Source organism: Luteimonas deserti (assembly GCF_013425765.1).
Lineage (GTDB): Bacteria > Pseudomonadota > Gammaproteobacteria > Xanthomonadales > Xanthomonadaceae > Luteimonas > Luteimonas deserti.
Genome location: NZ_JACCJZ010000020.1, coordinates 258,315 through 276,297 on the forward strand (window position 1 = coordinate 258,315; position 17,983 = coordinate 276,297).

The 17,983-nt window shown below is 67.6% G+C and carries 14 protein-coding genes; 7 read left to right on the plus strand and 7 right to left on the minus strand.

The window, feature by feature from the left end; all coding sequences use genetic code 11:
- Nucleotides 1–82: 82 nt before the first annotated feature.
- From mutL to H0E82_RS13770, 3 genes are read left to right on the plus strand one after another with little or no spacing between them, the layout of a single operon-like run.
- Complete coding sequence (gene mutL / locus H0E82_RS13760; protein ID WP_180546011.1) at nt 83–1,924, plus strand: DNA mismatch repair endonuclease MutL; 1,842 nt, start codon at nt 83–85, stop codon at nt 1,922–1,924.
- A 1-nt stretch (nt 1,925) separates the two neighbouring features.
- A complete protein-coding gene (locus H0E82_RS13765) occupies nt 1,926–2,876 on the plus strand; it encodes a DUF1684 domain-containing protein (protein WP_180546012.1) in 951 nt (316 codons plus the stop codon).
- A gap of 25 nt (nt 2,877–2,901) precedes the next feature.
- A complete protein-coding gene (locus H0E82_RS13770) occupies nt 2,902–3,960 on the plus strand; it encodes a TraB/GumN family protein (protein WP_180546013.1) in 1,059 nt (352 codons plus the stop codon).
- 5 nt (nt 3,961–3,965) lie between these two features.
- Here H0E82_RS13770 and rnfB read toward each other — a convergent pair whose 3' ends face one another.
- The 5 genes from rnfB to H0E82_RS13795 all read right to left on the minus strand — a co-directional run bounded on the left by rnfB (nt 3,966) and on the right by H0E82_RS13795 (nt 12,430).
- Nucleotides 3,966–4,397 (minus strand): Rnf electron transport complex subunit RnfB, encoded by a 432-nt coding sequence (rnfB, locus tag H0E82_RS13775; protein WP_180546014.1) that lies wholly within the window; start codon nt 4,395–4,397, stop codon nt 3,966–3,968.
- Nucleotides 4,398–4,440: 43 nt separating this feature from the next.
- Nucleotides 4,441–6,513, minus strand: coding sequence for a methionine--tRNA ligase (metG, locus tag H0E82_RS13780; RefSeq protein ID WP_180546015.1), 2,073 nt, complete (start codon nt 6,511–6,513; stop codon nt 4,441–4,443).
- A gap of 198 nt (nt 6,514–6,711) precedes the next feature.
- Nucleotides 6,712–7,146, minus strand: a complete 435-nt coding sequence (locus tag H0E82_RS13785) for a DUF2147 domain-containing protein (RefSeq protein ID WP_180546016.1) — start codon at nt 7,144–7,146, stop codon at nt 6,712–6,714.
- 97 nt (nt 7,147–7,243) lie between these two features.
- Nucleotides 7,244–9,316, minus strand: coding sequence for an alpha/beta hydrolase family protein (locus H0E82_RS13790; RefSeq protein WP_235974320.1), 2,073 nt, complete (start codon nt 9,314–9,316; stop codon nt 7,244–7,246).
- Nucleotides 9,317–9,376: 60 nt separating this feature from the next.
- Nucleotides 9,377–12,430 carry a TonB-dependent receptor plug domain-containing protein gene (locus tag H0E82_RS13795; protein WP_235974321.1) on the minus strand — a complete coding sequence of 1,018 codons (3,054 nt, stop codon included), beginning with the start codon at nt 12,428–12,430 and terminating at the stop codon, nt 9,377–9,379.
- A 162-nt stretch (nt 12,431–12,592) separates the two neighbouring features.
- Here H0E82_RS13795 and apbC point away from each other — a divergent pair, with 162 nt between their 5' ends.
- Both apbC and dcd read left to right on the plus strand, forming a co-directional pair.
- The gene (apbC, locus tag H0E82_RS13800) at nt 12,593–13,447 is read left to right on the plus strand and encodes an iron-sulfur cluster carrier protein ApbC (RefSeq protein ID WP_180546017.1); all 855 of its coding nucleotides are present in this window, start codon (nt 12,593–12,595) and stop codon (nt 13,445–13,447) included.
- Nucleotides 13,448–13,674: 227 nt separating this feature from the next.
- A complete protein-coding gene (gene dcd / locus H0E82_RS13805) occupies nt 13,675–14,244 on the plus strand; it encodes a dCTP deaminase (protein WP_180546018.1) in 570 nt (189 codons plus the stop codon).
- A 597-nt stretch (nt 14,245–14,841) separates the two neighbouring features.
- On the opposite strand, the gene H0E82_RS13810 is transcribed toward dcd, so the two are convergent.
- Together H0E82_RS13810 and H0E82_RS13815 are read right to left on the minus strand one after the other, a co-directional pair.
- Nucleotides 14,842–15,261 carry an HIT domain-containing protein gene (locus H0E82_RS13810; protein WP_180546019.1) on the minus strand — a complete coding sequence of 140 codons (420 nt, stop codon included), beginning with the start codon at nt 15,259–15,261 and terminating at the stop codon, nt 14,842–14,844.
- A gap of 13 nt (nt 15,262–15,274) precedes the next feature.
- The gene (locus H0E82_RS13815; RefSeq protein WP_180546020.1) at nt 15,275–15,949 is read right to left on the minus strand and encodes a dienelactone hydrolase family protein; all 675 of its coding nucleotides are present in this window, start codon (nt 15,947–15,949) and stop codon (nt 15,275–15,277) included.
- A gap of 179 nt (nt 15,950–16,128) precedes the next feature.
- On the opposite strand from H0E82_RS13815, the gene rimO reads away from it, so the two are divergent.
- Both rimO and H0E82_RS13825 read left to right on the plus strand, forming a co-directional pair.
- Complete coding sequence (gene rimO, locus H0E82_RS13820; RefSeq protein WP_180546021.1) at nt 16,129–17,499, plus strand: 30S ribosomal protein S12 methylthiotransferase RimO; 1,371 nt, start codon at nt 16,129–16,131, stop codon at nt 17,497–17,499.
- The gene (locus H0E82_RS13825; RefSeq protein ID WP_180546022.1) at nt 17,496–17,894 is read left to right on the plus strand and encodes a hypothetical protein; all 399 of its coding nucleotides are present in this window, start codon (nt 17,496–17,498) and stop codon (nt 17,892–17,894) included. Before rimO ends, H0E82_RS13825 begins: the two co-directional genes overlap by 4 nt.
- Nucleotides 17,895–17,983 lie beyond the last annotated feature (89 nt).

Here is a 17,983-nt window from a genome sequence, read left to right on the forward strand (position 1 = left end):
AGCCTCGATGCGAGCCGGCGCAGTGGTGGTGCGGCCGGTATGATCGTCGGCCGTGTCATGACGCCCGCGCGCTCTTCCTCCCGTGCCGATCCGCCAGCTTCCCGACGTCCTGATCAACCAGATTGCCGCAGGCGAGGTGGTCGAACGCCCGGCGTCCGTGGTCAAGGAACTGGTCGAGAACGCGCTGGATGCCGGCGCCCGCCGGGTCGACATCGACCTCGAGGAAGGCGGTGTGAGGCTGATCCGCATCCGCGACGATGGTGGCGGCATCGCACCCGGGGAGCTACCGCTGGCGGTGTCGCGTCATGCGACCAGCAAGATCGGATCTCTGGACGATCTCGAATCGGTGGCGACGCTCGGGTTCCGCGGTGAAGCGCTGCCCTCGATCGCCTCGGTGAGCCGGTTCGCGCTGGTCTCGCGGCGCGACGACGATCCCCACGGCGCCGCCCTCGAAGTGGACGGAGGGCGAGTCGGCGATGTCGCGCCGCGATCGCATCCGCGCGGTACGACGGTGGAAGTGCGTGACCTGTTCTACAACGTCCCGGCCCGGCGCAAGTTCCTGCGCGCCGAGCGCACCGAGCTCGGCCACATCGAGGAATGGTTGCGGGCGCTGGCCCTGGTGCGGCCGGATGTCGAATTGCGCGTCAGCCACAACGGCAAGCCGACGCGCCGGTACAAGGGCGAGGACACCCTGTTCTCGGACGCCCGGCTGGCGGAAACCCTAGGGCGCGATTTCGCCCAAGCCGCGCTTCGCATCGAACATGCTGCAGCGGGGCTCCATCTCACGGGCTGGATCGCGTTGCCGACCTATTCGCGGGCCAGCGCGGACCAGCAGTACCTCTACGTCAACGGGCGCTCGATTCGCGATCGCAGCGTCGCCCATGCCGTGCGCCAGGCCTATGCGGATGTCCTGTTCCATGGCCGCCAGCCTGCCTACGTGTTGTTCCTCGCGCTCGACCCCGCGCGCGTGGACGTCAATGTGCATCCCGCGAAGCACGAAGTGCGCTTCCGCGAGGCACGCCTGATCCACGAGTTCGTCTACCGGGCGCTGCACGAGGCGCTGGCCGGCACCCGTGCCGGACAGAATGGGCAGCCGGGCTTGGCGCAGGACGCCGGCGCGGCGGTGTCCACGGGCCCGGCCCAGTCCGCCCACTGGGCACGGCCCATGCCGCAGCCCCATCTCGGCCTGCGCGTCGACGAGGCCCGGGCGGCCTACGCCAGCCTGTACGGCGGTGGTGACGGCAGCGCCGCAGCCGGCAGCCTGCACCCGGACGACGCGCTAGGGATGCAGCCGGAGACAGCCCTCTCCCGCGATGCGCCCATGCAGGGCACGCCAGTCGTGCCCCCGCTGGGGTTCGCAGTGGCGCAATTGCACGGCGTCTACATTCTCAGCGAGACGGCGGACGGCCTGATCGTGGTCGACATGCACGCCGCTCACGAGCGCATCGGCTACGAACGTCTGAAGACCGCACACGACGGCGACGGCGTGCGGATGCAGCCGCTGCTGGTACCGCAGACGGTGGCGGTCTCCGAACGCGAAGCCGAGGTGGCCGAACAGGAAATGGCCACGCTCGCCGAACTCGGATTCGAAGTCTCGCGCAGTGGCCCGCAATCGCTGCTGTTGCGCAGCGTGCCGGCCCTGCTCGCCCACGGCGACACCGAAGCCTTGCTGCGCGACGTGCTCGCCGACCTGCGCGAACACGGCGAAAGCCGGCGCGTGCGCGCCGCGCGTGACGCCCTGCTCTCGACGATGGCCTGTCACGGCGCGGTCCGTGCGAACCGCAGGCTCACCGTGCCCGAGATGAACGCACTGCTGCGGCAGATGGAAGCGACCGAGCGCTCGGGTCAGTGCAATCATGGCCGGCCCACCTGGGCCCACTTCCCTCTGGCGGAGATCGACCGCTGGTTCCTGCGAGGCCGCTGAAATGACGCGTTCGGACCACCTCTTGCGGATGCTGCTCTGTGGCGCGCTGCTGGCACTGGCCGCATGCGACCGCCCCACGCAGCCCGCGGCCGACGCTGCACGCCGGGCGGAGCTGGCCCGCCTGGACGCCGAGTTCGCGTCCCGCACCCAGGTCGCGCGGATGGCGCGCGAAGAGGCACTCACTGCGCCCGACGGCTGGACCAGCCTGGTCGGTCTGCACCGGATCGAGTTGCGCTCGCATTTCATCGGCAGCGCGCCGGGCAGCGGAATCCGGCTCGCACACGGGCCGGGACGCCTCGGCCTGTTGCAGTCTGCCGACGGCTTCGCGTTCACGCCGGAGCGGGGCACCGCGGTCACGCTGGATGGTGAGCCCGTGACGACGCGCGTGGCGCTGCGAAGCGACCGCGACGGCCCGCCCTCGGTGCTCGGTTTCGATGAGGGGCGCGGCGCGCTGTCCATCATCGAGCGCGGCGGCGCCGCGTTCGTGCGGGTACGCCATGCCGACGCCGAGAGCCGGCGGCGATTCGGCGGTCTCGACTACTGGCCGATCGATCGCGGCTGGCGTCTCGAAGGCAGGTTCACGCCCGCGCCCGCATCGGCGCGCATCGACGTGGCCAACATCCTCGGCATGGTCGAGCCCACCCGCACCCCGGGCACGGTGACCTTCGAATACGAGGGCGTGAGTCACACCCTGCATGCGCTGGAGGGCGCCGACGGCGGCCTGTTTCTGATCCTCGCCGACCGCACCAGTGGTCACGGCAGCTACAGCGCGGGTCGCTATCTCGACACCCCGCCGCCCGATGCGCAGGGGCGGGTGGTGCTCGATTTCAACCGTGCCTACAACCCGCCGTGCGCGTTCACGTCGTTCGCCACGTGCCCCTTGCCGCCCGCCGGCAACCGCCTGGACCTCGCGATCGAAGCGGGCGAACAGGCCTATCGCACGCCGCGCTGAGTGCGTGCGCCTGTCTGGAGATCGCATGTCGCATCGTCGTCCGTTCCGCCTGCTGGCCTCGCTCGCGATGGCCCTGTCCCTGCTCGCGGGAAGCGCCGCCCAGGCCGAACGCGGCACTGCCCCCGCGCAGACTCCACCGGCCGCGCAGCCGGTGGCACCTCGGCCGGTGCCGGACATCGCCGACGTGCCCGGGATGCCTGCACCGCCCGTGCCGCTGCTGTGGAAGGTGACAGGGGAGGCCGGGGCGCTGTATCTGCTCGGCTCCTTCCATTTCCTCAAGCCTGAGGATTACCCGCTGGCCGAGGAGGTCGAACAGGTCGTCGCGTCGGTCGACGAGGTCGTGTTCGAACTCGCCCCCGAGGAACTCGAGTCACCCACCCTGGCGATGCAGATGATGCAGGCGGGTCTGCGCAGTGACGGCAGCCGGCTCGACGACGATCTTCCGCCCGCGATGGCGGCGCGTCTGGCCGACTGGGGCCGGCGCAATCTGGCCACGCTGCGCACGTCCGGCATGGAGCCGCAGGGACTCCAGCTGTTCGAGCCGTGGTTCGCGTCGCTGCTGGTGACCACGACCGAGCTTGCCCGTTACGGACTCGAGGCGCGTCTGGGGCTCGACGTGCATCTGGCCCGGCGCGCACGCGCAGCCGGCCTGTCGACCTCGGGGCTCGAGACCGCGATGCAACAGATCCGCGTGCTCGACGGGATGGACCTGCGATGGCAGGTGGAGATGCTCGGCGAGGCACTGGACCAGGCGGACGCCGGCCCGGATGCGATCGACGCGCTGCACGCGACCTGGCGCGCAGGCGATGCCGCACGCCTGTGGGACGAGATGGCGGCGGACATGCGTGAACGCGCACCCGCGCTGTACCAGCGCATCAACACCGACCGCAACGACGCCTGGCTGCCGCGCCTCGATGCGATGCTGCGCCAGGAAAGCGACATCCTCGTCGTCGTCGGCGCATTGCATCTTCTCGGCGAGGACGGCGTGGTGGAGAAGCTGGCGGCGCGGGGCTATGCCGTGGAACGGATCTGCGTGGCGTGCCCCGCGATGGTGCCTGCAGCCGGAATCTCGTCAATGCCCTGAGCCGATCACCGGCTCAGGGAACCGATCATTTCGATGCAGTCCACAGGACAGGCCGGCACACAGAGCCCACAGCCGGTGCACAGCGGCTCGATGACGGTATGCATCAGCTTCGAGCCGCCGATGATGGCGTCGACGGGGCAGGCCTGGATGCACTTCGTGCAGCCGATGCAGTCGGCCTCGACGATCAGAGCCAGGGGCACGACGGGCAGCCATTCGCCCCGGGCACGATCGAACGGCTTGGCGGGGACGTCGAGCAGATGCGCGAGCGCCCTGGCCCCGGGATCGCCGCCGGGCGGGCAGCGGTCGATGTCGGCTTCTCCCCGCGCCAGCGCCTCGGCGTAAGGGCGACACCCCGCATACCCGCATTGCCCGCACTGGGTCTGCGGCAAGAGTCGGTCGATGCGTTCGACCAGCGGCAGCGGGGCGGCACCGGTCATCGAGGGGAATGTGCCCCGGCCACGGCGCGGCGCGGGCGTGGCATCAGCGGACCGGCATGCCCGGCTGCGCGGCGTCGTCGGCGTCGAGCAGGGCCAGCGCGCCGCCGTCGAAGCCGGCCGACAGGATCATGCCCTCGCTGATCCCGAAGCGCATCTTGCGCGGGGCGAGGTTCGCGATGAACACCACATTGCGCCCGACCAGTGCGTCCGGCTCGCCGTAGCTGGCGCGGATGCCGGAGAAGATCTGCCGGGTGCCGAGGTCGCCGGCATCGAGCTCGAAACGCAGCAGTTTGTCCGAGCCCTCGACGAATTGGCAGGCGACGACCTTGCCGATGCGCAGGTCGAGTTTCGCGAAATCGTCGATCGAGACGTGCGTGGACGCGTCCGCGTCCGGAACGGTCGGGCGTGTCGCGGCTGGCGTTTCGCCGGGCGTCTTCGCGGCGGCGGGTGCGGCCGGAGCGGGGGCGAGAGTGTCCTTGGAGGCGTCGGTCATGGCGTCGATCTGCTTGGGGTCGATACGGGTGAACAGCGGCGTATACGGCTGGATGGTCCGGCCCAGAAGGGGCGCGTCGAGTTCGGACCACCGGTCCGCAGGCGCTGCGAAGAATGCATCGACGTCGCGCGCGACGCGCGGCAGTACCGGTCGCAGTGCGGTCGCTAGCACGCGGAAGAGGTTGAGGCCCTGCGTGCACACGGCCTGCAGCTCGGCGTCGGCCCCGTCCTGTTTGGCAATCACCCAGGGCTTGCGCTCGTCGATGTAGCGATTGGCTTCGTCGGCCAGTGCCATCACCTGGCGCAACACGGTCGCCGGCTCGTTCCGCGCATACGCGTCGCGCATCGGCGCCAGGGCGTCGACGAAGCGCGCATACATCTCAGGCTCCGGCAGCGCGCCCGCCAGGCGACCTTCGAACCGCTTGCCGATGAAGCCGGCGCAACGGCTGGCGAGGTTGACCAGCTTGCCCACCACATCACTGTTCACGCGGGCGATGAAATCGCCCAGGTTGAGGTCGAGGTCGTCCACGCCCCCCGAGGATTTCGCGGCGTAGTAGTAGCGCAGGGCCTCCGGATCCAGCCCTTGGTCCAGATACGTGCGCGCCATGACGAACGTGCCGCGCGACTTCGACATCTTGGCGCCGTCGACGGTCAGATAGCCGTTGACGTGCAGTCGCGTCGGTACGCGCAGGCCGGCGCCGTGCAGCATCGCCGGCCAGAACAGGCCGTGGAAATTGACGATGTCCTTGCCGATGAAGTGATGCAGCTCGGTCTCGCCATCGGCGGCGAGCCAGGCGTCGAAATCGATGCCTTCACGTGCGCAGAAGGCCTTGAAGCTGCTGAGGTAGCCGATCGGGGCGTCCAGCCATACGTAGAAGAATTTGCCCGAATGCCCCGGAATCTCGAACCCGAAGTACGGCGCGTCGCGCGAGATGTCCCAGGCGCGCAGACCGCCGTCGCCATCGAGCCACTCCATCAGCTTGGCCTTGACCCCCGGCAGCGCGACATCGCCCGCGAGCCACTCGCGCAGAAAGGCCTCGAAGTGGCCGAGCTCGAAGAAGAAGTGTTCCGACTCGCGCAGCTCGGGCGTCGCGCCACTGACCACCGAGACCGGGTCGATCAGGTCGCTGGGGGAGTAGGTGGCGCCGCAGTGCTCGCAGTTGTCGCCGTACTGGTCCGGCGTTCCGCACTTCGGACAGACGCCCTTGACGTAGCGGTCGGGCAGGAACATGCCGCGTACCGGATCGTAGAGCTGCGCCACGTCGCGCCGCGCGATGTGACCGCCTGCGTCCAGACGCGCGTAGATCGTCTCGACCAGTTCGCGATTGCCGGCCGCGTGCGTCGAATCGTAATGATCGAACGCGACGCCGAACCCGGCGAAATCACGCTCGTGCCCGGCCTGGATGCCGGAAATGAAGTCTTCCGGCGTGCGACCCGCCTTCTCGGCCGCCAGCATGATCGGCGTGCCGTGGGTATCGTCGGCGCACACGAAATGCGCCGTGTCACCGTCCATGCGCCGTGCCCGCACCCAGATGTCCGCCTGGATGTAGCCCACCAGGTGCCCCAGGTGCAGCGGGCCGTTGGCGTAGGGCAGGGCGGTCGTGACGAGAAGCTTGCGGGGCATGGGCCTGGCGCTGGACGGACGGCCGGCGATTATCGCATGTGGTCGGGGTGCGCCCGGCCTGGAGGTGCCTGCCGCCCGGTGTCTCCCCGTGGTTGTCACCGCCCACGCAGTGCTGCGTGGACAGCGTCGGACCAGGGTCAGGCCGAATGAAAAGGCCCGGCGAACGCCGGGCCTGGAGTCACGCTCGGTGACCGCCGCCTATTCGCGCTGCCAGACCTGCTCGCGGCAGATGAAGGCCACGCAACCCGAAACGCCGAGCCGGTTGGCATCGAGCATCTTGGCCTTCGAGCGGTAGGTCTTGCCGTTGGCGGGGTCGAGGATCGTACCGCCGGCCCACTCGCTCCCCTCGGGCCGCAGATCCCAGAGGATCGTCATCCCGGTGATCGGACGGTTGCGACGCTCGCCCGTGCACTTGTCGCATGTCGGGTTGGGACCCCGGTCGGACTGCAGCACCTGGGCCACGCGCCCACTGAGCGTGCCGTTGGCGGCCTGGGTGATCTCGACGATCGACTTCACCTGGCCAGTCTTGTCGTCGATCGTCTTCCAGCGGCCGACTGGCGACTGGGCGGCGGCAATCGATGACAGGCAGAGCAGCGCGGTGGCAATGGCTGCGACGAAAGGCTTGTTGCTCATAAGGGTTCAGATGCTCCGAAATGACCGAGGCACTCGGCCGCTGGCGTCTTATAGCGCATTCCGGGTAGCGCGCGTCGGGAGGCTGTGCTCCCCGTGTTCACAGCCCCTGTCCCCCGCACCCGGTCTCGAGATAGCGTTCGATCACGTTCAGCTGCTCGGCCATGATCGCGCGCGTCCAGGCCGGACCATGCGCGTAATCCGCGATCTCATGGTACTCGACCGGCTGGGCCGATTGCCTGGCTCTCGCGACGAACCATTGGGACTGCTCGATAGGAACGGTCTGGTCCCTGATCCCGTGGTACACCATGATCGGAATCTGGATGTTTGCCGCTTGGGACAAGGGACTCAGCCCCTCCACCGTCGGGGCCTGCGCCTGGCGGAAGAACGGGTTCGTATAGAACCTCGACCATATGCGTCCAATGTCCGAAACGCCGGCGCCCGCGATGGCGCATTTGTAAAAGCCATTGGGACGCACCGCGGCAGCGAAGGCCGCGTAGCCCCCATAGGAATAGCCAAACATGGCGATGCGTGCAGGCTGCGCGAGCCCCCGGTCGACGAGCCAGCGTGCGCCGTCATCCTTGTCGTCCTGCATCTTCTGTCCCCACTCGCTGTCGCCGGCCATCCACAGCTTGCGACCCCAGCCGTCCGAGCCGCGGAACTGCGGTCGCAGTACCACGTAGCATCGCGAGGTCAGCATGGGCACCCACATCGATCCGTCGAAATCGAGCACGTCCCGCGACCAAGGGCCGCCGTGCGGATGAATGATGGCGGGTCTGGGGCCGTCACCGCAGACGCGCGGATCCGGACGGGTCAAGAAGGCGGGGATCTGCAGACCGTCGCGCGCCGCGTAATAGACAAGTTCGGTCTTGCCGAAACCGGCCGGGTCGATACGCGGGTACGACTTGGCGAGCAGCGACAGCTGCCCGTCTCGGAACAGGTAGTATTCGGGCGGGGTCGCCGGTCCGCTCACCGTCAGCAGGACGGTCTCGAGATCAGGCGTGAATCCCGTGATCCGGTAGTTCCGCTCGAGAGGATATTCGATCTGCGCGCGTGCGGACGTGGCGGGGTCGACGAGCTGAAGTGGTTCGTTTTCGATGCCGAGGGCCTGACGCAATCCTGCGTCGAGCGCGCGCATCCGAGGCGCTGTCCATTCGACGTCATCGCCACGAGGCCCCTCGTAACCGAGACCGAGAATGCTGCCGAAATCCTCACCGGCGCTCCGATACGGGTTGACCAGGACACGGCTGGCGTTGAAGAACGCGTGTTCGAAAAGTATCTCCGTCCGTTGCCGGTTCGCGATGTCGTACTCGTAGATCACCGACTTGTCCCGACCTTCATTGCTCTGGATGAAGGCGATCCCCGGGTCGCTGCTGAAACCGATGATCTGGGTTTGATCGCGGTTCTTGACGTACGAGCGGAAATGCTCCTCCCACGCATTGGTGCCCGGGTTGCGGAACTCGGCAGCGATGAATGCCCCCGTGCTGTCCACGCTCGTTCGAAGGCGGGCGCGGAGTTCTCCGTCGAGATCGGTGAGATAGCCAGCGACGTTTTCGCTCGTCAGCTGCAGCCTCGTCGCAGAATAGTTGCGCAGGTCCACGCGGTACACATCACCCGCCCCAGCGCCGATGGAGTTGACTACAAGGATGCTGTGCGGATCATTCGGCAGCCGATCGAGGACCACCGGACTGATGCGGGATTGCAGCAGCTCTTCAGACCGGCTCATCGCGCGGGGCAGCGGAAGAGGCTCGTTCCAGTTGCGCCCCTCCAGGTCCGTGATCATCAGCTTGTTGAGGAAGGTGCGCGTCACCTGTTCTGTGCGCAGGTCGAAGGGTTGCCACAGCGAGACGGCGAGGCGGTCATTCTTGATGAACGACACGCCCGAGATCTTCATCCTGTTCGAGCCGATCAGGGTCGGAGCGCGGTTCAGTGCATCGGTTCTCCAGACAGCGATGACCCGCTCCTCGCCGTCCGCTTTCAGTGCTGCGATGTGCTTGCCGTCGGGTGACAGGGTAAAGCTCGAGAGCTCGGGATATGCCGCCAGTTGAGCTACGGGCGGCGCCTGGTAGGTAGACGCCCAGGCGGGGGCGACGGGTGCGAAAAGCGCACACGCAAACAGCGCAAACAACCTTTTCATTGATCTCCGTTCTCCAAAGGCTTCGACAAGTTCCATGAAAAGGCCGCCACTCATCGAGTGGCGGCCTTCTGGGTTACAGCGTGGGTCTGACCTGGATCAGAACGACTTCGACACGTTGAAGAAGAACGTGCGTCCGAAGTAGTCGTAACCGCTGTAGAGCGGCGCGTTGCCGATGCGGTTGCCCCAGCCGGCGGACACCATCGGCGGCTCCTTGTCGCCGATGTTGCGCGCGCCGACGGTCGCCGACCAGTCGTCTCCGCGGTATTGCAGTGACAGGCTCGTCAGGAAGTAATTGCCCGTCTCAAGCAGGTAGTCGGGACGATAATCCGTGTCGAAGTAGGTTTCGTAGTAGTCGTAGTCGTTAGTCGACGCGGTCCACTCCAGGCCGTATCGCGCGACCCACTTGCGGATGGTGTACGACATGTCGAGGTTGCCCACATACTGCGGCGCGGCGACGGTACCGGTACGGTTGCGCAGTGGATCGGTTGGGAACGTACGCCCTGCCTGGGTAAGGTAATTCGACACCTGTGCCGTCGTACGGAACGAGCCAGGGCCGATTTCACGCACATAGCGCGCGGTGAAGTCCCAGCCGCGCACGACGCTCTCGGAGATGTTCACATAGCCCGAGGTAACGGTGATCCCGTTGTTCGCGCCACGGACGATGAGGCTGCACTGTCCAGCCCCCGCATTGAAGTCAGCCGGCTGGCTGTCGTAGCAGAGGTTCATGACGTTCTGGCCCGACAGGCGCGCGACACCGTTGTCGACCTGGATATCGTAGTAGTCGGCTGCGAACGACAGGTTGCCGAACCACGCCGGGAACTCGGGCTGAAGCACGATACCCGCCGTCACCGCAACCGAAGTTTCCGCAGCCAGTCCGGTCTCTGCACCGCCCCGGGTAATCGAAGTCACGCTGTTGGTCTGCTGGAAGTTCGCCGGAAGCCCGATGCTCGCGCAGTTCAGGTAACGGGCCGATGTCGGATTGCGGTTGCCGTACTCATTGCAAGGGTCGGTTGACGACGAGAGGAAGCCGCTGGTCGCGCCGAGGAACTGTTCGAACAGCGCCGGGGCACGGAACGAGGTGCCGCGTGAGGCGCGCAGCGACAGCCAGTTTACCGGCGTGTAGAGCATGCCCAGCTTCCACGTGGAGTCATCGCCGTAGGAGTCGTAGTCGGTATAGCGCGCCGATGCGTTGAACGTGAGTTCCTGCGCGAAGGGCAGACCGGACAGTGCCGGAACTTCGAACTCGATGTAGGCCTCGCTGACGGAATCCTTGCCTCGGGTAGGCTGCGATGCAGTAAAACCGTAGAGATTGCTGTTGATCGAGTTGATGTCCGGGGTGTCGTCGATTTCCTGACGGCGGTGTTCCACGCCGATCGCGCTACTGACGCTGCCTGCCGGCAGGTCAAACAGCGGCCCATTGACGCCGAAGTTGATCGTTGACTCGGTGTAGACCGTCTGGCCCCGCGTGTCCTGCATGACGTAATTACGGTAAGCCTGCGGAATGTCGCCGCCCACCAACGCTGCCGACAGCGCCGGTGCCGCCACGCACCCGTCCGAGCGGTCGCGGCAGACGAAGCCGCCGCTCCCGTCCGGCACCACGTCGAAGCTGCGGGCGATGCGGTTGGTCAGCCGGTTCTCGGTGAAGTAGGCAGCGTCCGAACGCGCGAGGCTGTAATAGCCGTCGTAGTTCCACTGCGTTCCGAGATTGCCGCGCATGCCGGCGGTCGCACGGAAGAAGTCCACTTCCTGCCAGCTGTTGTAAGGGCCCCAGCCCACGAACGCACGCACCGACACGTTGCGCCCGTTGGTGGAGCCGTCGGCCGGGGCCGCCAGGAAGGCGGGCAGCGTGGAAAGCGAGCCGAGAAGCGGGCTGCCGACGGGATAGTCGAACGTGTGCTGCAGGTAGCCGGTCTGCCGAGATTCGCGGCGATGGCCCAGTCCTTCGAAGTACAGCTCGGCATCGCCCAGCGTGTTGAGATCGAAGCCGCCCTGGATGAAGCCGGTGGTGTTCTTGGTGGGCGAGACCAGCGATTCGCGTAGCATTCCGGGATCGAAACTGTCACGGCCGTAGTAGCTCACGCCCTCGTAACCAGGCAGGCCGGTGGTCACCCCCGGATTCGGGCGCCATCGGTTGAACACGTTGCCGTTGGCACCGCTGCCCACGCTGCCCAAGCCGGGAATGCCCGCGATGCTCGCGGTGCCGATTGTATTGATCGTCACGCCACTGTCGTCGATGGTCCAGCACTTCGCGCGACCGGTGCGCGGATCGATGTAGTCGTCGGCGCCGTAGGTACCATCCGCATTCCGTCCCAGAAGGGGCTGCGGACAGTCGCTCGCCCAGTCGCGCTGCCCCACTGTGAGCTCCGAGCGCTGGTACATCTCCAGCGACCCCGACAGATGCCAGCGATCACCGATCTTGCCGGTCATGATGCCGGCCCGTGTTTCGTCGGCGCCGCCGTCTTTGGTGAAGTTGCGCTGGAACTCCACCGTGGTGTCGTCCACGCGCGTACGTGTGATGACGTTGACGACGCCCGCTACCGCATCCGAGCCGTAGATCGAGGATGCGCCGTCCTTCAGCACCTCGATGCGGTCGATGATCATGTTCGGCAGCACGTTGAGGTCGGCAGAGCCCACCGCGCCGCGTGAGCCAGCGGGCGCCACACGGCGGCCATTGAGCAGAACCAGTGTGCGCGTCGCGCCGAGGCCTCTCAGCGAGAGGGTGTTCACACCCGGACCGCCGTTGACCACAAATCCGCCGTACGCGTTGTTGATCTGCGACGAGCCGCCCGTGACCGAGTTGCTCTGCAGCACGCCCGCCGTCGAACTGAAGCCGGCAAGGGTCGACTCCTCGCGATTGATCACCTGAACCGGCGACACTGAGGTGAAGGTATCGCGGACGATGCGCGAGCCGGTCACGCTGACGCGATCGAGCGTTGCCGGATTACGGCTAGACGCCGCGGCCTGCGCGGCCGTCTGCGGCTGGGCCTCCTGTTGTTCCGCCTCGCTCGGGCCGGTCGCCGTACTCTGTGCGAGTGCCATTCCAGCGGGAAACAGAAGTGCTGTGGTCAACGCCACATGGAGCGCGCGACGACGCGGGGCGCACCGGTTTGAAGTGTTCGACGGATTCACGAATTCCCCTTTGACGTTCAAATTATGACAAGCCGCACGCTTGTTAAGCGACGGTTCAACCGATCGTAACACTAAGTTCACAAGCAGCGTCAAGGGCTTTCACGGCCGAGTCGCCGTTCGCCCTGTGCGTAAAACACCGACTACACTTCGCTGCCGTAGTACCGATTCACTGGAAGGGATCGAATGACGCTCCCGGCATCCTCCCGCCTGCCTCAGGGCGCGCTCTCGCTTCATCCCCGCATCCGCAACATCATCGCGGTGGGGGCGGGCAAGGGCGGGGTGGGGAAGTCCACCACTGCGGTCAATCTGGCGCTGGCACTCGCCGCCGATGGCGCGCGCGTGGGAGTGCTCGATGCAGACGTATACGGGCCGAGCGTTCCGACGATGCTCGGCCTGTCAGGCAAGCCCGATTCGCCCGACGGCAAGTCGATCCTGCCAATGCGCGCATACGGCATCGATGCGATGTCGATCGGCTTTCTGGTGGAATCCGACACCCCGATGATCTGGCGGGGCCCGATGGCCACGTCCGCCCTGACCCAGCTGCTGGGCGACACCCTGTGGGGCGGCGAGAGCGGGCTGGACTATCTGCTCGTCGACCTGCCGCCAGGCACCGGCGACATCCAGCTCACGCTGGCGCAGAAGATTCCGGTCGCTGGGGCGGTCATCGTGACCACGCCCCAGGATGTCGCCACGCTCGATGCGCGCAAGGCGCTGCGGATGTTCGAGAAGGTCGACGTGGCTGTGCTCGGACTGGTCGAAAACATGGCACAGCACGTCTGTTCCAACTGCGGCCACGTGGAACACCTTTTTGGTCAGGGTGGCGGGCAGCGGATGGCGGCTGACTATGGTGTGCCGCTGCTGGGTTCGTTGCCGCTGGAAATCGCGATCCGCGAACAGGGCGACGCGGGTCGGCCGGTCGTGGTCGCGTCGCCGGATTCGCCTGCGGCGCTGGCCTACCGGGCTACCGCACGCCGACTGCTGGCCGAGCTGGAGCGGCGGCCGCGCGCGCCGGTGTCGATTCCGGCGTTACTGGTCTGACCGGGAGGCCTCGATCACAGGGGCTGCATCCCACTGCCGGCGGGGGCACCACGACGCGCGTCGCGGGGAGGAGGCCGGTGAGCTGCCGCGGCGCCGTGATCACGTTGATGCCGCACAGCGATGTCCGTCTTCGCTCGTGTCCGGCTGGAGGCGTGCCGGCCCGCAGGTGACGCCGCCGCGGGCCCCGGCGACAATGCGCACCCTTGTCCGCGTTTCAGGCCCCCACCATGACCATCAAGTCCGACCGCTGGATCCGCCGCATGTCCGAGCAGCCCGGCGGCATGATCGAGCCGTTCGAGGCGGGACAGGTCAAGCAGGCGGACGGGCAGCGGATCGTCAGCTACGGCACGTCGAGCTACGGCTACGACGTGCGGTGCTCGCGCGAGTTCAAGGTGTTCACCAACATCAACTCGACGATCGTTGACCCCAAGCACTTCGATCCGAAGAGCTTCGTGGACGTGGTGGCCGACGAGTGCATCATCCCGCCGAATTCCTTCGCGCTCGCGCGCACCGTCGAGTACTTCCGCATTCCACGTGACGTGCTGGTGGTGTGCCTGGGCAAGAGCACCTACGCGCGCTGCGGGATCATCGTCAACGTCACCCCGCTGGAGCCGGAGTGGGAAGGCCACGTGACGCTCGAATTCAGCAACACCACGCCGCTACCGGCGCGGATCTACGCGAACGAGGGCGTGGCGCAGATGCTGTTCTTCCAGTCCGACGAGGTGTGCGAAACCTCGTACCGCGACCGCGGCGGCAAATACCAGGGACAGACCGGGGTGACGCTGCCGCGCACCTGACAGGCGGGAGGGGCGATGCGGCCCACGCTGCCGGCGGCGCTTCTTCAGGCACGCGGCACTCTGGGCGCCGGGGTCGGCGCCTGCGCATTGGTCGCCTTCGGCTTGTGCGAGTACAGGTATCGGCATGGCGCGCGCTCCCAGCGGGCGTATCTGTCGCAGGCTTCGCTTCTTCCCGGGAGACCTTGCTCCTGCCGTGAGGACCGGCCGCGCAGGAGGTATCCGGCGGATCAGACGCGTGCACAGGCATTGGGATGGTGGCTCACCCGACACGCGCCCGAGCCGGCGCACGTGCCGGTCTGTACGTCTGCCTGCGGAGCCGCGATTGCGCGCCGTTTTGGCGCACGGGCCCGCGTGTCCTCGTGCTGCGTGTCGAGCTCGCCGCGTCGTGAACGCCCGTGGATGGCGGCGAAGCGCACCGGAGTCCAGCCCGGCCGAGGTCCGTTGGCTCGACCGTCGTCCATCCGCAGACACGGTGAACGGGCGCACCGGTCGTCGGCGAGGCGACAGGCTTCCCCGCGCCGCCTCGATTGCCGAGCGGGGCAATGGGGCAGGGTTTCAGGCCGGGCATGTCCGCGACAGTCCTGCGCCGCGATGGGCTTAAGGTTCGAAGTAGGGTGCCAGCCGGGAGATCCGCTCGACCAGGTCCTCCGGCGCATACGGCCGGGCCGCCACGCGGCCCCAGACGGGCGCGGGCCAAGCGGGATCGTCACGATTGCGGCCGATCACATGCACGTGCAGTTGCGGCACCAGATTGCCGAGCGCGGCCACGTTGAGCTTGTAGGGCTGGAATGCGGCGCGCACCGCGCGCGCGGCCCGGTCCAGTTCGTCTGTCAGCTGGCGGCGCTGGTCGGGGTCGAGGTCGATCAGTTCGCGCGCCTCGGCGATCCGCGGCACCAGGACGAGCCACGGATAGTTGGCGTCGTCCATCAACCGCACCTCGCACAGAGGCAGCACGGCGAGCGGATGGGTGTCGTCGGCGAGACGAGGATCCAGCACATAGGGACGGGAGGCGGTCATCGTCTCGGCCCGGTCAACGCAGCGCGGCGGCAAGGAACTTCATCGTCCGGCGCCGTGCGTCGGCGGCGGCGTCGGGATCGTAGTGGACGGGGTCCACGTCGCGATTGAAGCCGTGCCCGGCGGCGTACACGTGCACCTCGGCGTCCGGCAGCGCGCGCCGGTGCGCCTCGATATCGTCGGCGGAGATGCTGCCGTCGCATTCGCCGAAGTGGAACTGCATCGGCGCCTGGAGCGCCTCGCCCAGGTGGGGGACGGTCCGCGCGCCGTAATAACTCACGGCCGGCAGGCCGAGCCGCGTATTGGCGAGGAACGCCACCGTGCCGCCCCAACAGAAACCGACCGTCGCCACGATGCGGTGCCCGTCCTGCCGGAGCAGATCCCGTGTCGCGCGCACGATGCCGACTGCGGCATCCAGGCCCAGGGCGTCGGCGAGTTCGCGGCCGCGGGCAACGCCGTCCGCGTCGTAGACCAGCTCCACGTTGCGTGCCACCGGATCGAAGAGTGCCGGCGCGATCGCGGTATAGCCGGCCGCGGCGTAGCCGTCCGCGATGCTCCGGATGTGGGCGTTGACGCCGAAGATCTCCTGGATCACCACCACGGCGCCTTTGGCGGCGGCGCGATGGGGGGGATCGGCCCGCCAGGCATTGACCGGACCCGACGGCGTGGCGACGACGATGTCCCGACCCATGGCGACTCCCGTGTGCGCTCGCGACCGCCCGAGTCTAACCGAAGCCTGTGCAGGCGCCGGCCGGGGGCGGGAACGCCGGGCGCGGGCGGTATACTGCGCGCCCCGTACGCCCTGCCGCCGCGCGCCGCGCCGCCGCCCGCGCGCGTCGCGGCCCCTCCTTTTCCGCAGCCACGGTCCCCATGTCCGCAGCCAATCCCAAGGTCGGTTTCGTCAGTCTCGGCTGCCCGAAAGCCCTCGTCGATTCCGAACGCATCCTCACCCAGTTGCGGGTCGAGGGCTACGACATCGTGCCCAGCTACGACGATGCCGATGTCGTCGTCGTCAACACCTGCGGCTTCATCGACTCGGCGGTGACCGAATCGCTGGATGCGATCGGCGAGGCCATCGCCGAGAACGGCAAGGTGATCGTCACCGGGTGCCTGGGCAAGCGCGAAGAGGTGATCCGCGAGGCGCATCCGGGCGTGCTGTCGATCAGCGGGCCGCAGGATTACGGCTCGGTGATGCGCGCGGTCCACACGGCCGCGCCACAGGTGCACAACCCCTTCGTCGATCTGGTGCCGCGGCGCGCGGCGGCGGACGACATCGGCATCAAGCTCACGCCCAAGCATTACGCGTATCTCAAGATCTCCGAAGGCTGCAACCACCGCTGCAGCTTCTGCATCATTCCGTCGATGCGCGGCGATCTGGTCTCGCGCCCGGTCGACGACGTGCTGCGCGAAGCCGAGAAGCTCGTGCGCGGCGGCGTGCGCGAACTGCTGGTGATCTCGCAGGACACCTCGGCCTACGGCGTCGACGTGCGCTACGCCGAGCGCACCTGGCGCGAGCGCCAGTACACCACGCGCATGAAGGCGCTGTGCGAGGGCCTGTCGGAACTCGGCGCGTGGACGCGCCTGCATTACGTGTATCCGTATCCGCACGTCGACGACATCATCCCGCTGATGACCGAGCGCCACGCCGACGGCATGCCGAAGCTGCTGCCGTATCTCGACGTGCCGCTGCAGCACGCCAGCCCGCGCATTCTCAAGCTGATGAAGCGGCCCGGCGCGATCGACAAGACCCGCGAGCGCATCGCGCGCTGGCGCGAGATCTGCCCGGAACTGACGATCCGCAGCACCTTCATCGTCGGTTTCCCCGGCGAGACCGAGGACGATTTCCAGCAACTGCTCGACTTCCTCGACGAGGCGCAGCTCGACCGCGTCGGCGCGTTCGCCTACTCGCCGGTCACTGGCGCGACGGCCAATGCGTTGCCCGATGCCGTGCCCGACGAGGTGAAGCAGGCGCGTCTCGCGCGCTTCATGGAGAAGCAGGCCGAGATTTCCACCGCGCGGCTCGAAGCCAAGGTCGGCAGCGTGCAGACCTGCCTGGTGGACGTGGTCGACGGCGAACTGGCGATCGCCCGCACGATGGGCGACGCGCCCGAGATCGACGGCGTGGTGCAGATCCAGGACGGCCGCGACGCCGGCCTGCAGCCGGGTGATTTCGTCGATGTCGCGATCATGGGCAGCGACGAGCACGACCTCTACGGCGAGGTCGACGAGGTGCTGGGATGAGCCGCCGCGCGGTCCTGGTCCTGTCCGCGCTTGTCCTCGCGCTGGGCGCCGGTGCCGCGCAGGCCGACGCTCTCAGCGGGACCTATCGTCCGGCGGGCGACACGGGTTCCCTGCCGGCCGGCGCGCAGCTCACCGTGCGCGCCGACGGCCGCGGCTGGCTGGCGATGTTCCAGGGCGAGGGGCTGGCGTTGCTGCCGCTCGCCGGGTTCGAACAGGCCGGCCTGTTTCCGGGCGTGCCGGCGGCTGCCGGCCTGCAATGCGCATCGTCGGCGGCGTTTCTCCTGTGCCGGGTGGCGCCGGGCACCGAGCTGCCGGACAAGGGCTTCACCTCGAGAACCGGCTGGTTCATGGCCTTCTCGGACCGGCAGATCTTCGATATGGAACGGGTCGACTGATACTTCTGCGTGGCGCGCGGCGGCACATCGTGATGCGACTCCGGATTGCGATGCCGCGGTGCCTGACCTCGGATGTGCCCATGCGCCTC

What these genes read in the sequence shown, in the direction of transcription:
- H0E82_RS13765 (WP_180546012.1), top strand. Translation starts at nt 1,926, where the DNA reads ATGACGCGTTCGGACCACCTCTTGCGGATGCTGCTCTGTGGCGCGCTG.
- H0E82_RS13770 (WP_180546013.1), top strand. Translation starts at nt 2,902, where the DNA reads ATGTCGCATCGTCGTCCGTTCCGCCTGCTGGCCTCGCTCGCGATGGCC.
- rnfB (WP_180546014.1), bottom strand. Translation starts at nt 4,397, where the DNA reads ATGACCGGTGCCGCCCCGCTGCCGCTGGTCGAACGCATCGACCGACTC.
- metG (WP_180546015.1), bottom strand. Translation starts at nt 6,513, where the DNA reads ATGCCCCGCAAGCTTCTCGTCACGACCGCCCTGCCCTACGCCAACGGC.
- H0E82_RS13785 (WP_180546016.1), bottom strand. Translation starts at nt 7,146, where the DNA reads ATGAGCAACAAGCCTTTCGTCGCAGCCATTGCCACCGCGCTGCTCTGC.
- H0E82_RS13790 (WP_235974320.1), bottom strand. Translation starts at nt 9,316, where the DNA reads ATGGAACTTGTCGAAGCCTTTGGAGAACGGAGATCAATGAAAAGGTTG.
- apbC (WP_180546017.1), top strand. Translation starts at nt 12,593, where the DNA reads ATGACGCTCCCGGCATCCTCCCGCCTGCCTCAGGGCGCGCTCTCGCTT.
- dcd (WP_180546018.1), top strand. Translation starts at nt 13,675, where the DNA reads ATGACCATCAAGTCCGACCGCTGGATCCGCCGCATGTCCGAGCAGCCC.
- H0E82_RS13810 (WP_180546019.1), bottom strand. Translation starts at nt 15,261, where the DNA reads ATGACCGCCTCCCGTCCCTATGTGCTGGATCCTCGTCTCGCCGACGAC.
- H0E82_RS13815 (WP_180546020.1), bottom strand. Translation starts at nt 15,949, where the DNA reads ATGGGTCGGGACATCGTCGTCGCCACGCCGTCGGGTCCGGTCAATGCC.
- rimO (WP_180546021.1), top strand. Translation starts at nt 16,129, where the DNA reads ATGTCCGCAGCCAATCCCAAGGTCGGTTTCGTCAGTCTCGGCTGCCCG.
- H0E82_RS13825 (WP_180546022.1), top strand. Translation starts at nt 17,496, where the DNA reads ATGAGCCGCCGCGCGGTCCTGGTCCTGTCCGCGCTTGTCCTCGCGCTG.